Source organism: Rhizobium sophoriradicis, assembly GCF_025200795.1.
Lineage (GTDB): Bacteria > Pseudomonadota > Alphaproteobacteria > Rhizobiales > Rhizobiaceae > Rhizobium > Rhizobium sophoriradicis.
This window is the reverse complement of the sequence record NZ_CP104156.1, coordinates 112834-126310: the sequence shown is the minus strand read 5'-3', so window position 1 is coordinate 126310 and position 13477 is coordinate 112834. Positions and strand designations below refer to the sequence as shown.

Annotated in this window: 9 protein-coding genes and 2 pseudogenes; 3 read left to right on the top strand and 8 right to left on the bottom strand. The window is 55.8% G+C overall.

Annotation, left to right across the window (positions count from 1 at the left end; translation table 11 throughout):
* Positions 1-159 precede the first annotated feature (159 nt).
* A complete protein-coding gene (locus N2597_RS31420; protein ID WP_011053351.1) occupies positions 160-909 on the bottom strand; it encodes an SDR family oxidoreductase in 750 nt (249 codons plus the stop codon).
* A 1196-nt stretch (positions 910-2105) separates the two neighbouring features.
* On the opposite strand from N2597_RS31420, the gene N2597_RS31415 reads away from it, so the two are divergent.
* On the top strand, positions 2106-3140 hold the full coding sequence (locus tag N2597_RS31415) for an AraC family transcriptional regulator (protein WP_008534360.1): 1035 nt from the start codon (positions 2106-2108) through the stop codon (positions 3138-3140).
* A gap of 70 nt (positions 3141-3210) precedes the next feature.
* On the opposite strand, the gene N2597_RS31410 is transcribed toward N2597_RS31415, so the two are convergent.
* Both N2597_RS31410 and N2597_RS31405 read right to left on the bottom strand, forming a co-directional pair.
* Complete coding sequence (locus N2597_RS31410; RefSeq protein ID WP_004673279.1) at positions 3211-3396, bottom strand: hypothetical protein; 186 nt, start codon at positions 3394-3396, stop codon at positions 3211-3213.
* A 521-nt stretch (positions 3397-3917) separates the two neighbouring features.
* Complete coding sequence (locus N2597_RS31405) at positions 3918-5927, bottom strand: HAMP domain-containing methyl-accepting chemotaxis protein (protein ID WP_012489469.1); 2010 nt, start codon at positions 5925-5927, stop codon at positions 3918-3920.
* Between the two features lie 398 nt (positions 5928-6325).
* On the opposite strand from N2597_RS31405, the pseudogene N2597_RS31400 reads away from it, so the two are divergent.
* Together N2597_RS31400 and N2597_RS31395 are read left to right on the top strand one after the other, a co-directional pair.
* A pseudogene (locus N2597_RS31400) lies at positions 6326-6785 on the top strand (helix-turn-helix domain-containing protein); the annotation flags it as partial.
* A 536-nt stretch (positions 6786-7321) separates the two neighbouring features.
* Positions 7322-7791: pseudogene (locus N2597_RS31395) on the top strand (reverse transcriptase domain-containing protein); the annotation flags it as partial.
* A gap of 68 nt (positions 7792-7859) precedes the next feature.
* Here N2597_RS31395 and N2597_RS31390 read toward each other — a convergent pair.
* The 5 genes from N2597_RS31390 to N2597_RS31370 form a co-directional block, all read right to left on the bottom strand.
* Complete coding sequence (locus tag N2597_RS31390) at positions 7860-8045, bottom strand: hypothetical protein (RefSeq protein WP_183599878.1); 186 nt, start codon at positions 8043-8045, stop codon at positions 7860-7862.
* 284 nt (positions 8046-8329) lie between these two features.
* A complete protein-coding gene (locus tag N2597_RS31385) occupies positions 8330-9817 on the bottom strand; it encodes an NAD-dependent succinate-semialdehyde dehydrogenase (protein WP_008534338.1) in 1488 nt (495 codons plus the stop codon).
* Positions 9818-9840: 23 nt separating this feature from the next.
* Positions 9841-10860 (bottom strand): ABC transporter permease, encoded by a 1020-nt coding sequence (locus tag N2597_RS31380; protein ID WP_004668632.1) that lies wholly within the window; start codon positions 10858-10860, stop codon positions 9841-9843.
* Positions 10861-10871: 11 nt separating this feature from the next.
* Positions 10872-11846: an ABC transporter permease gene (locus N2597_RS31375; RefSeq protein ID WP_008534336.1), complete on the bottom strand. Its 975-nt coding sequence runs from the start codon at positions 11844-11846 to the stop codon at positions 10872-10874.
* Positions 11843-13396 (bottom strand): sugar ABC transporter ATP-binding protein, encoded by a 1554-nt coding sequence (locus tag N2597_RS31370; protein ID WP_004668627.1) that lies wholly within the window; start codon positions 13394-13396, stop codon positions 11843-11845. Before N2597_RS31370 ends, N2597_RS31375 begins: the two co-directional genes overlap by 4 nt.
* Positions 13397-13477 lie beyond the last annotated feature (81 nt).

The following is a 13477-nucleotide window of genomic DNA, read 5'->3' as shown; positions in this document are numbered from 1 at the left end:
ATGTTTGAGCCTGAACGAACATGGATAAGAGTTTCACTAAAACAATCGAAACTTTTTTACGTGTTGTTAGGATTTGACCTCTTACCCATTGCGTCTTTCGAGAAACTTAACGGAAGGTTAATACCTGCAGATTTGCCGGATCAGAACGTGGGAGTGGATCTATCTGCACCGAGGATCGATCTCCAGCACGTTCCCTGTCAGCTTTCCGGACAGTTCCGAATTCGCCAGGAATTGCACGGCGTGGATCACTGTTCGAAGCACGTCATTTTCGCTTGAAGACGTAGAGTTCACATCGCTGGCGTGTACAGCATTTATCCTCAGCCCGGAACCGAAATATTGCCTAGCAATTGCGGAGGTAGTAGTGCGCAACGCCGCTTGAAGGACGGCTTCTGCTTCCAGCGAGGTCGTCTCTTCGAACCATGCGACGTCCACTACGGCAAGCTCCGCGCCCTGAAGTCGAGAGCTAAAGGCACCTGTAACTCTGATTAGATTGGATACGGCATCAAGCCCCAGATTCGCGCTGGATAGCGATCCCGTTACAGTTTGGGTTGTTTCATTTCTGCGGAAAACTATGTTCACCAGAACGTCGACCCGTCTCCAGCGCAAATACACCTGGTCAGCCATTGAGTTGACGTAAACGTCTCTGTTCGGGTTGACTTTGACCGGTAAAAAATTGTTTCCCTGGCCTTCAGCCAGGGAGGCGAAGTCGGCGGGATTGGCGTCGCCTACGGCGACCCGATAGCCTTTTTCTATAAATGAGCGCGCCAAACAAAGACCAACAGGATTTGACGCGCCTATCAAGACACAGACTTTTTCCCCAGGAGAAATGTTGGCGTCACTGTCACGTTCAACCAGTACCTCGGTCGATGGAGTATGACACGCCTTGTGAGTCAGAGACGCTTGTATCACGCGCCGGTCGCCGCTTCCGGCAGATTAAGAAGGTCGACAATTTGTGCATTTTTGGCCAAGTTTAGCACTTATAACTCCCGGTCCGTCGCTGCGTCTCCCGCGAACAAGCAATGCGCGGGCGATATAGTAAAATTTTTGTCCGACAATCTGTCAATTCCTTTTTTGCGATTTTCGGCGGACACATGTCGAGACCGGCGTCATTTTGAGGCCTCATGCACGCAATGCCGTAAGCATCGGTATTCCGACACCCGGTTGAGTTTGATGTGGTCTTTCCTGTTAGTCTTCTCTCGCCGCCACGTTCCGATTTGATCGCGCTTTTCGCGTTCGCGCGGCACAGACAACAGCACGCCTATGGCAGCACAAGCTGTTTGACCATCATCAGGTTTCGTCCTTAAGCTCTTCTTTTGCCCAATCAGACGCCCGGAGTCCGTACCCGCTAAGAAGAGCGCAAAGTCAACTCAATGCGACGAGGCGCGGCTTACGCATTGATATTTGCCGCGACCGCCTCGCTTAGTAGGCCAAAAGAACTCGTCGACGTCTTTGCGTCTCCGAGTGTTGAGCCTGGAGCGTGCCTCTCTTATACGTCATAACCGAAGTATGCTGATGCGCAGGTTAAGAGGACCAGCGTGTGGCGAAATCGTGGGGCCATCCTACAGCACAATCATTTTTCTCCGTGTCGACTCAACGGCCTCCAAGGTCGGTTGGCGTAGGTTCTCTCCCACTCATAGCACTCCCACCCTTCCCGTGACGGGCTGCGATCGAAAGCAGCCCGTCACCCCTCGCCTTGGGAGGCATCTTTAGATTGATTTGCCGTGCGGGAACTCCACTAGAACCGTGGCAGATTTCCCTGATGCTGCCTTGCCTTTGATCAGGAATAGCATTAACGTATATCAGACAATCTGTCAATCTGTTCGAGGCTTGTGGAAGCCAGTCATCGCATCATTAGAGGCTTCCCAACTGCAGCGCTGAAAAACTAGGAGGCCATCTCGAGCGGGAGAACGTGGATGTCGGTGCTGGTGATGATCCGCCATGACGAAAGCCTAGGGAATGAGAGATTCAACCGGCCTCCACAAAGGTCCGAATCGGTCATGTACGCGATCAAAATCGCTCGCACGCCATCCGGTCTCGAGCTTTGAAGGTTTGGAAAACTAGTCCCGGCATGTGCGAGTTGGTGTTCATAGATAGGTTTATATTGGATGACCGAAAGTTTGTTCAGCAAGCCCGATGAAGGGACCTTAGTGAAAGACAACTTTATCGAGGGCTCCGATCCCGAACGTCTTTTGCCTTTGATATCATCGCCCCTGGCGTCCTCTGACCTTGCTCAACACGACAGTAGATCGCTTAACTCTCGCTGCAGTCGAATTTCCCTTGATGGTTTTGGCGTTGCGGATGCCCATCATGAAGGGGCGTTCTCGGTCATGATAGATTCCCCAGTTGACGTCGTAACGGTCTTCCTGCCGGCGTCCGGGAATGCAGTCTTTCATTGGTCTGGGCAACAGGTAGAGTCGCCGCATGTTGCAAATGCTCCGCTGAATGCCCGACAAGATGGCATAAGATCTCAACTGTCATTGACGATCGATACGCAATCCTTGCGTGACAAGCTTTCTCGCATGCTCGATCGGACGATCAGCGGAAATCTGCAAATTCAGCCGACCCTTGATCTTGCATCGAGCGCGGGAACGCTCATGCGAGAACTAGCCCTGTCTGCCCATCGCGGCCTCAGTGCCGGGGGGGCTCTGCGACAATGCCCGTCGGCCTATAGCTCGCTCCTCGACGCGATAGAGTACCTTTTGATCGAAAGCTGTATGCATCGCTATACCGATGAACTTCGTCGTCCGTCTCCGTCTCCCACGCCTCGCCACGTGAAACGGGCAATGGAGTTTATGGAAGAGCATATGGCTCAACCCATTTCCCTTAACGATATCGCCGCTGCGGCCAAGGTCAGCGTGCGGACTTTGCAGCACGGCTTCCGACAATTTCGTAATACCAGCCCCACAATGCACCTCCGAGACTTGCGTATGTGCGCAGCTCGACAGGAACTGCTGCAAAACGGCGCTAAAATCAGCGTTTCGGAAATAGCGCTTAAGTGGGGCTTCACACACCTCGGCCGTTTTGCTGCAGAGTACAAGAGACGTTACGGCGAACTGCCATCTAAAACAGTGCATATGAGCGATGTTCTGCCGCATAGGCGATCTATGTGTGCTTCGCAGGCCTCTCCGCCCGAAAGCTGACCCGGAAATAGCCCTTCGCGATGGCGCTGTGGTTCGCAGCGCTCCACCGGGCTATACCATCGCTGCGCCCTTAATTTTTCGGTCTGTCGCCACAGACGGTCAGCAGCCGAGCGTACAGTGCTTCAAGGTGATTGGTGATTTGGATCATTTGCAGCCGCTCTTGCTCCAGGCGCTGCGACTGTGCATCTTCGTGGCTTTCTAAGTGGGTATCTGTCTTAGCCTGTTGCCCGAAATTGATTGCGATAACTTTGGACATCTTCGAACTCTCGTTGAATTTCGTTAATACTCCGCGTCTTGAAGGAAGACAGTCGCGGAAGGTGAAAAAGCAAAAGTCTGCTAGGCAGCTGCGATGCGTCCTGATTGGTGCCAAACCTTTGCTCAAAACTAAGGAAGCATTCCATCCCTTGTTCAAGCGGAGTGATTCCGTAGCTGAAGGTTGGGTCGAAGTCGCGCCTAAGTCCGAACCGGTTGGATCCGATCGCCGTTGATCGATAGAATGCCAGAGACCTGATCGACGACCGGGCCGATGATACCATCTGCTACCTCAACGACGACAATGGCGCTGTGGCTAGACCGATGGGATTGGTTATCTCGGCAGCAAGCTCTATCACCGGAATGACAGAACCGGCAGATCCCTGAACCGAGAACATGCGTTAGGGGCAGCGGCGTCGCCTCTGCTAACCCCCGGATTTCCGGGATCAACGTCGTCTTCATGCAGAACTGCTGGCTGCCAGATGGAAACCGATAATATCCTGCGGTGAATTATGACATGATTCATTAAAACTCTTCCCATTCCTTAGTCGCGACAGCGGCTGTAGTACGTCCGCCGAAGGCGCCGGCAAGCTTCTGGGAGAGGGCACGCGCTGGCGAGGCGGCCGGCTTACCGTTCTGGTGGGCAACACGCCGTACAACAGTCGAACCGTCGAGCCTGAAGCGCGCAATAAGCCGCGCCAGATTGGAAGCCTCATCCGCCAACCGGTTGGTGGCCGCCGTCGATTCTTCCACCATCGCCGCATTCTGCTGGGTCGTCTGATCCATCTGGTTGACCGCAGTGCTGACTTCCGCCAGCCCGGTCGATTGCTCTCGTGCCGCCGTCGAGATCGTATGAACGTGCTCGTTCACCTTGATCACGTGGCCTCGGATTAGACCAAGGGCATCGCCTGTGGCCGTTACCAGCCTGACCCCAGTTTTGACCTCGTCGCCGGACCGGTTGATCAGCGCCTTGATATCCTTGGCGGCAGTGGCGGAGCGCTGTGCCAGTTCACGCACCTCCTGAGCCACAACGGCGAAACCCTTTCCAGCGTCACCCGCACGCGCCGCCTCGACGCCGGCGTTAAGGGCCAAAAGATTGGTCTGGAAGGCGATCTCGTCAATGACGTTAATGATCTGGCCGATTTCATCCGAGGCCTGCTCGATGCGGCCCATGGCGGCGACCGCGTCTTTGACAACCGCGCTCGACTGCTCGGTGCTTCTGCGTGCCTCATCGACCATATGGCTGGCTTCCGTGGCTCTTTCTGTCGAGCTTTTTACCGCCACCGTGATTTCCTCAAGCGCCGAAGAGGTCTCCTCCAGGGCCGCGGCTTGCTGTTCCGTGCGCTTTGAAAGGTCGCCTGAGGCGATGCGCATCTCGCCGGCTCCGCCGTTGATCGTGTCGACGGCGGAGCGAACCTCGCCTAATACGGATCGAAGGGCTGCCATGGTGGCGTTGACATTACTCTTCAGTTCACCAAAGGCTCCCTGAAACTCGCCGCACATGTTTTCCGTCAGATCCCCATCGGCAAGCGCTGAGATAACTCGGCGAGTTTCGGCGATGCCCCGGTCAACAGAGGTGACCAGCTCGTTGACGCTTCCTGCAAAACGGTCGAGAGCCGCATCGCCGTATTTCTTGGTGATGCGATGGGTGAAGTCACCGGCTACGGCGGCTGACACCACCTCGGCAATGCTCGACTGCAAGTCGGCGCTCTTGGCCTGCAACGCGGCCTCCTGCGCGTTCAGATCGCGGGCCTTGATGCTGTTTTGCTTGAATACCTCAACGGCTCTCGACATCTTGCCGATTTCGTCGGCGCGCATTGCGAAAGGAACCTCAGTGTCGAGATTACCATCTGCCAGTACGCCCATCGTGGTAGTCAACCGCGAGATCGGATCGGTAATCTTCCGGATGCAGTAAAGCAGGGCTATAATGCCCGTCGTAGTTGCCAGCGCCATGGCAAGAATGGTGACCAAAACCGTCGATGAAACGGCGCCCATCGTGTTTCCGACGGCCGCGACTCCACCACGCTTGTTAACTGCGACATCCTGGTCAAGGAGCGCTCCGCTATCATTATACAGTTTCGTCGTGGCGTCACTCGTTAGAAGAGCAAATGCTTCATCCTTCTTGCCTGCCTGCATTAGTTTAACAATCCGCTCGCCATCCTCCTGATATTGCGTCCACAAAGCGGAGAACGCGTCATAGGCCTGACGCTCCTCGCCGGATGTCACCATCGGCTCATATTCACCACGGGCATTCGCGAGATCCTCCATCTTCTGGCGGAAGGTGGTGATATTATGCGCAAGGCTCGTCGAATCTGATGAGTTTGTCACCAGCCTGAACTGCAGGATGCGGTAGTCCCCGGTGATCGTATTGATCCGATTTATCACATCGATCGATGGCAGCCAGTTGCTGGCAACTTCGGATATATTGCTCCTAATGGACAGCAGCTTGACGATACTCACGATGCCCTGGCCCGCCGCGAGAAGAGAGAGCAGAACAAATATCAAAGATAAAGCGAGTCTAATGGACTTGGGCATAAAGGCAAACCTTTTAGGTGAGGTGGACGATCGACTTGTCTACTCAAATCTTCCAATTGCCGTTTCATTCATTCGAACGGCAGATCAATCTTGTGGGTCTGTGACATAGCTGAGAATACCTATTGGTTGCGTTGGTTAATGAAGCCTTTCCTGCCCGTCTCGAATGCAAAAAGACGACGTTTTAAGGATAGTCAGGCGTCCAATGGATCGTCCGCGCTTACAAGGAGGATGCAGCCGGCAAAATTTTATTTGGCGCCGTTCGAAGAGCATCATCGTTTTCAGCAACCGAGTTTCGCCCCGCCACGAGCGACCTAGAGCAAGTCCTGCGATCGATGAATCGATTGTGATGTGACGGCGTCCATCGAAGCTGATTCAACTCCACAGAGAAGAGGTGGATGATGGGACAGGCCCTGAGCGATGATCTTCGAATACGGGTTTTGAAAGCGTCTGCGGCGGGCATGTCGGCTCGACAGGCTGCGGCTCGTTTCGGAGTTGGGATTTCGACGGCGATCCGCTGGATTGCAAGAGCGAAAGAGGGTGAGCTGACTGCTCGGCCACAGGGCTGGAGACGACCTTCGGCAGTGGATGCACACGAGGAATTCGTTGTCGCGTTGATCAACGAGCGTAGGGATGTGACGCTCGATGAGATGGTTGAGCGCTTGTCCGTCGAGCGGCAGGTGAAGATCAGCCGCAGCGCACTTGGCGCTTGGCTTCGAAGCCGTGGGTGGACCTTTAAAAAAGACCGCACACGCACTGGAGCAGGACCGACCGGACGTCCTGAAGCGCCGGCGCGCCTGGTTCGATGGTCAATTGGACCTCGATCCGGAGAAACTGATCTTCATCGACGAAAGTGTGCTGCAGAGGCACGGAAGGAGTTCAGTGTGAGCTAACCCCGTAACGTGAAGCTGCGTGAATGATGGAGGATGGCCCTCCGGGATCGGCTTTCAGGAGCGGGTCTCAAACCAGTCCGAGCTGCTGCGGTAAAGAGCCGTGGTGGTGAGCGCCGGATGAAAAGTTCGGACGAGATCCGAGCAGGTGCGTGTCCGAAGACGAACGAAAGTGAACCCTCCGAAGACGCGCCGTTATGAATATAAGCGTCGTCGAAACCAGGACTGTTTCGTCATCCTGGGACAAGTCCGCCGGGTGCCTGATGATTGGGCGGGCGGCGACCGGCGTAGAGGGGGCGTGAGTTGGACACAGGCTTTCACCCGGAACTGCAGGAACCAGGCTCCTGATGCCAAGGGAGAAGCCCAAGCGGAGAAACCGTAAGGCGAGAGTACCGATGCAGGAGACTGGGGCGGACCGATCCGTATGAGCGTTGAGGGCCCTGTAATGGGGCCGGAGCAAAGGGATCGGATCAGGTGGTCGTATTGTTTGGAACAACTGGAAACAGGATGACTTCGATAGGTACGACAGACAAGCCGTTTCGGATTGAGAAGCGGCAAGTGTACGAAGCTTACAAAGCGGTCAAAGCCAACCGTGGTGCAGCCGGGTGGACGGTGAGACCCTGGAGATGTTTGACAAAGACCTTGCGAGAAATCTCTACAAGATCTGGAACCGGCGGTCAGTGATCGGATCGCGCAGATGGTGGTCAAGCAGATGATTGATCCGGAATCCGACATCAAAGCTGTTCGACAATCTTCCGCATGATCTCTTGCTGAAGACGGTCAGAAAAGACGTTAAATGCAACTGGGCTCTGCTCTACATCGAAAGATGGTTGACCGCGCCTATGGAAAAGAACGGAGAAGTCATTGAGCGGATGCGTGGTACCCCGCAAGGGGGCGTGGTCAGCCCGATCCTATCGAATCTCTTCCTGCATTACGCGTTTGACGTCTGGATGACCCGGACGCATCCGGATCTACCATAAAGGCCTGGCGCCGGCGAAGATCGGCGGCTACGTCAAACCGACACTGAGGGTGCGGCCGCCGACAACTACACCTTGACGCGTCGCTGGTTGACGCGAATGGCTTTCGCTTGACCCTCCACGCTGGCACGTGCAGCATCGTCGGCCTGATCGATTTCAGGACGAACGCGTGCATCGATCGGGTGGTGATCATGCTCCTGCTCAGGACTCCGATACGTTGAAACGACAACGCCACGGAGCAACAGCTCGTTCATGTCGTGTTACCTCTTCGAAGGCTACAAGCTATCTGGGAAAGACTTACCTTGTAGGGCATTGGCGGAAGGATCGACAATCGAAAAGACAGGCAGAAATCTCGTCTGCAAGGCCGGCCCCAGAAGGGGTCGGAAGGGAAGATCCGTAGGACAGCTCCCGCGAAACCTCTAGAAAAGTCCAGCCTTTTGAGACCTCGCAACCGGCGGAGAGGATGTTGCTGTCCTGCCTCTATTCAACAGACCTCTCCCCCTTTAAGTTCAGTCGGCGAGCGACCCTTGGGCGATCGCTATGCGCCGATCCCGCCCATGCAGACGTATTTCATGGATAAGAAGTCATCCATTCCGTACTTTGAGCCCTCTCGGCCGAAGCCGGATTGCTTGACGCCGCCGAATGGCGCTAATTCGGTGGAAATCAGACCCGTGTTCACGCCAACCATGCCGTATTCCAGCGCCTCTGTGACCTTCCAAACGTTCCTGAGGTCGTTGGCGAAAAAGTAGGCTGCCAAGCCGAATTCCGTATCGTTCGCGAGTTCGATGACTTCCTCGACAGTATCGAACTTGAACACCGGAGCCAGAGGCGCGAAGGTTTCCTCACGCGCAACCTTCATATCCTTTGTGGCACCCGAGAGAAGCGTTGGTTGGACGAACGTGCCTCCGCGAGCATCGCGGTCACCACCAACCACGACAGTCGCACCCTTGGTCACAGCGTCATCGATATGACCATAGAGCTTTGCTACCGCTTCATCGTTGATCAACGGGCCGATCGTCGCCCCGCTCTCAAACCCGTCAAGAACCTGCAAGGCACTCACGCGCATTGCCAGCTTCTCGACGAACCTGTCATGGATCCCGCTCTGTACGTAAATACGGTTCGCGCACACGCAGGTTTGACCCGCGTTACGAAACTTAGAAAGCATAGCCCCCTCGACCGCCTGGTCGAGATCTGCATCGTCGAAAACGATAAACGGCGCATTGCCGCCGAGTTCCAGGCTCAGCTTCATGATCTTCTGGGCGCCTTGCGCCATCAAGATACGGCCAACTTCGGTCGAACCGGTGAAGGTCAGTTTCTTGACGACCGGGTTGGAGCAGACCTCCTCGCCAAACATTCTTGCATTATCCGTCGGGAGGACGCTGAACAAGCCATCGGGTATTCCGGCACGCTCCGCGAGGATCGCCAATGCAAGCGCCGATAACGGAGTCTCGGCAGCAGGCTTGAATACGATCGCGCAGCCGGACGCGAGCGCCGGCGCGATCTTGCGGCACACCATCGCCGACGGAAAGTTCCAAGGAGCGATGGCGGCCACAACGCCAACCGGCTGCTTGATGACAAGCAGTCGCTTGTCGGCCTGGTGACCTGGAATGGTGTCACCATAGACACGCTTGGCTTCCTCACCGAACCATTCGATGTAGGAAGCGCCGTAAGCAATCTCGCCACGCGCTTCCGCCAGTGGCTTGCCCATTTCCGATGTCAGAATTACGGCCAGGTCTTCAGCGTTAGCTACCACCTCTTCGTAGAACTTCCGCATGATCAGCGAGCGTTCCTTCGCCGAAACCTTAGCCCACTTCTTCTGTGCAGCCTTTGCAGCATCGATAGAGGCTCGCACTTCAGCAAGGCCAGCGCTAGGCAAAGAGGCAAGGACGTCCATCGTGGAGGGGTTTAGCACGTTGATGCGTGTGCCGTTTACCCCTTCGCTCGACCACTTTCCTCCAACCAGCATCTGCTCGCGAACGAGAGTCTGGTCCTTTAAACGGCCTAGCAGGGTGCTGGAGATTGCCATGGATCTTCCTTTCTATGCATTGATCATATCTGATTTCGAATGTGTGGTGACCGTGCGTATATCGCGACCATCGGAACGATGAGCAGACCGACGACAGCCTGCTGCGCCGGAAAGTTCAGTCCGAGGCCAACTAGAAGCGAGGTCAGTACAGTCAGGACAAGAACACCGAGCACTGTCGCGCCATAGCCGCCCGCCCCACCAAGAAGCGACGTCCCTCCAATCACCACCGCTGCTACGGTGGTGAAAAGATAAGGGTCGCCCACGCCGACGAAGCCACCACCGGAAAACCCTAGTAGCAGCATGCCCGTGATTGCAGACATGGCACCGCTGACGCTATGGATGACGGTCCAGACCTTGAATTCGGAGATTCCGAGGCGGGCGGCCGCCGTCCGGCTTCCGCCGACGGCGTAAATGCTGCGGCCAAACCAGGTGTTGTACATGAACCATCCAAGCGCGATGGCGACGATAGCCCAGATCACGATGACCGGAGGCAGCGACAGGCCGAAAAACTTTCCGTTGAACGCCGAAATGTTCCTCAGCCATTCGGGTACCGGAGCAAACACTGTACCACCAAACGCCGAGCCGAGTGAGGTGTAGATCTGGACCGCACCGACGGCCGCGAAGCCAACTCCGAGCGACATGATCAGCGCTTGCCCTTGGAGACGGAAGCTCAGGGCGCCATTGGCGGCCCCGACAAGCGCACCGAGGAGCATGACAACCAGCATCGCGAGGGGAGCGGGAATACCTGCGACCATAAGGCTGGGAAGGAGGATGTTCGCGCCTCCAATAATATATGGTATCGAAAGATCGAGCGCACCGACCAGAGCGCACAGGGTCTGGCCAATGGAGGCAAGCCCCAGAAACGCTGCGAGAAGAAGGATTGAACGCGCGTTTTGGGATGATACGAAGCCGGGGACCAGCAATGCACCGAGTGCTAAGAGAGAGGCCAGAAGAACAAAGCCAATGACGATGCTCCGATGAGCCTTGAGCGGGTTAGACTTCTGAGCCGATTTGATTTCGGAATTCATAACTGTCGCGACCATTATCTTGCTCCTTACACAACCGCGCGGCGACTGATGACAAAGACGTTCACGAGAAGTGATCCGACGAGGATTAAGCCGAATGCCATCTGGGTAACGAACCCCGAAACCGTGCCGAAGTTGAAGGTGGAGAGGAGATAGGAGATGAGGAACATGTTGATCGCGCCAAGCGTAGATCCAAGTGCTCCACCACGACCACCGGAGAGGCTCGCACCTCCGAGAACCAGGGCCGTAACAGCCTGAAGGGTGTAGGTGCTGCCCTGCGTCGGATCACCAGAGGAGATCAGCGCCGTGTAGCTGAGGGCGGCAAGTCCAGCGAATGCTCCACCAACAACGTGGGCGATGATGCGGACTGCGTCCACTCGAACGCCGCTCGTATACGCCATGCGCTCATCCGCACCCGTCATGCGAAGGTTGCGGTAAAACATAGTCCCCCTGAGAAGGAGCCATAATGCATACGCTGCAACCAGCAACAGCAAAACAGGTGACATGATGTCGGTCCCCGCCCCCCAGCTAAGCATCCAGTCGGGCGCGACTCCACCCGGTCGGGACATCACCATCAGGTTCAACCCGGAGAGGACAAGAAAACCCGACAGCGTAACGATTATCGGAGCGACACGCACATAAATGATAACCAGCGCCTGGAGTAGCTGGAATGCCGCTCCCAGGCCGACTGCCCATACTATCACTGCGATAGGGTTGGTAATTCCGTTACCCACAAGCCAGGTAATAAGGGTAACGTTGATGAACCCCATCAAGGGGCCAACTGAAAGGTCCACTGCTCCACGACCCGCCATGACAATGGGGGTGAGGGCAAGCGCCGTTAGAATCAAGGGCGTGGCGACAAGGATTGCACCTGCGAGGCCGTTGTTCGTGAATAGCCCGTGTCCGCGTAGGGCAACGGCGACCAAAAGGACAATGAATAGGCCGGCCGGCACGAAGAGGGAACGGTCCTGGGTGATTTGACGGAATGCGATTCCAGACATCATGCAGTCCTTTCCAGATCGAACTCGATGGAGGCGTTTGGCGATTTTCCAAACATTGCGGCCAAGATTGGCTCTTCCGCTATGTCCTCGCCTGCTAGCGACCGGAAAAGCCTTCCAGCAAAGAAGACGTCGACGCGGTCCGCAAAGCCGATGAACTCTTCAATTTCGCTTGATAGATAAATCACGCTGCCACCCTTCTCCGTGAACAGGCGCAGTTCGCGGTAGAGATCGCGCTTCGTTCCGAGGTCGACACCGCGAGCGGGATCGTTAAGGACGATGACGGACGGTTCGTTTGCAAAGGCACGGCCGATCAAAACTTTTTGCTGATTTCCGCCCGACAGTGAGGTGATCTTGTTCGCCGGACTTCCAATCTTAATCCGGAGCCGATCCACCTCGCGTTTGAACATGGGTTTGAGGCCGGCCTTATTGATTATACCAAGAGGACCGAGGTTCTTGCGATAGACGCCGATGGCAAGATTTTCGAAGATGCTCTGCTGAGGGAAGATACCTTCACGCTTGCGGTCGCCGGAAATATACGAGATTCCTGCTTTGGTAGCGTCTTCGAGCGATGCGACCTTTTTCATTCTCTCGGTGCTGGATGACCAGACTTGGACATTACCACCAAAAGGCTGGATGATACCCGCAACGGCGCGTACGAAAGCGTCCTGCCCCTGCCCGTCGAGTCCTGCAACACCGATGATCGCTCCTTTCGGTAGATCGAAATCGAAGGGCGCTGCCGCGCTGTGAGTAACGAGGTCTCTTACCGCTACCACGGCCGGCGCGGCGGCGCCTACTTGCTTTGATTCGTACGCCTTCGCGTCGCTTGCGTTTCGGTCCGCGGGCGTCATCATTGAAAGCAGGTTCTCTTCAGTTATTTCATGCTTCTCGAGCGTACCAATGGTGACGCCGTCGCGAAGGATCGTGGCTCGATCGGCGATGCGGACAAGTTCAGCGATCCGATGCGTTACGATCAGCACGGTCGCACCTTCCCTACGGAGACGATCAATTTCCTCGTGGAGGCGGATCGTGGAATCGAGGTCTAATGCCGCAGACGATTCATCGAGGATGAGGACCTTCGGCCTGCGCAAGACCGCTCGCGCAATAACTATCCATTGCTTGACGCTCAGAGGCAATGCCCCAACGTTCTGATCGAGATCCACGGGCTTGCCGACGAGGCGTTTCAGGATCTCCTCAGCCTCGGTACGCCGACCACTGCCGCCCTGCGAGCGGAAGATGCCGTCGCGCCCGACATACAGGTTTTCCAATACACTGGCCTCGTCGGCCACCAGCACTTCCTGGAAGATCGTTGTCAGCCCGATGCGCTTGGCGTCAGTCGGAGTCGAAATCTCTTCTCCAAGGACCGAAACGCTCCCGGAATCTGGGTGCAACACTCCAGACATGATCTTCGCCATCGTGCTTTTGCCACTTCCATTCTCTCCGACGATGGCGTGCACTTCTCCGGCCCGGGCTTCAAAATCACACTTCTTTAAGGCCTTAGTCTCGCCGAAAGACTTGGCAACATTGATCAACTTGATCGTAGTTTGGTTTTGCATCGGAGATCCTCTAATCCCAACGGCCGCGCGAGGCGGTCCTCCCACAAGAGAAACTTCTGTCCGGTGGCAAGACCCACCGGG

Bases quoted from the DNA above. Each gene is read 5' to 3' on its own strand.
- N2597_RS31370 (WP_004668627.1), bottom strand. From the start codon at position 13,396: ATGCAAAACCAAACTACGATCAAGTTGATCAATGTTGCCAAGTCTTTC.
- N2597_RS31415 (WP_008534360.1), top strand. From the start codon at position 2,106: ATGACCGAAAGTTTGTTCAGCAAGCCCGATGAAGGGACCTTAGTGAAA.
- N2597_RS31410 (WP_004673279.1), bottom strand. From the start codon at position 3,396: ATGTCCAAAGTTATCGCAATCAATTTCGGGCAACAGGCTAAGACAGAT.
- N2597_RS31375 (WP_008534336.1), bottom strand. From the start codon at position 11,846: ATGATGTCTGGAATCGCATTCCGTCAAATCACCCAGGACCGTTCCCTC.
- N2597_RS31390 (WP_183599878.1), bottom strand. From the start codon at position 8,045: ATGAACGAGCTGTTGCTCCGTGGCGTTGTCGTTTCAACGTATCGGAGT.
- N2597_RS31385 (WP_008534338.1), bottom strand. From the start codon at position 9,817: ATGGCAATCTCCAGCACCCTGCTAGGCCGTTTAAAGGACCAGACTCTC.
- N2597_RS31380 (WP_004668632.1), bottom strand. From the start codon at position 10,860: ATGGTCGCGACAGTTATGAATTCCGAAATCAAATCGGCTCAGAAGTCT.
- N2597_RS31405 (WP_012489469.1), bottom strand. From the start codon at position 5,927: ATGCCCAAGTCCATTAGACTCGCTTTATCTTTGATATTTGTTCTGCTC.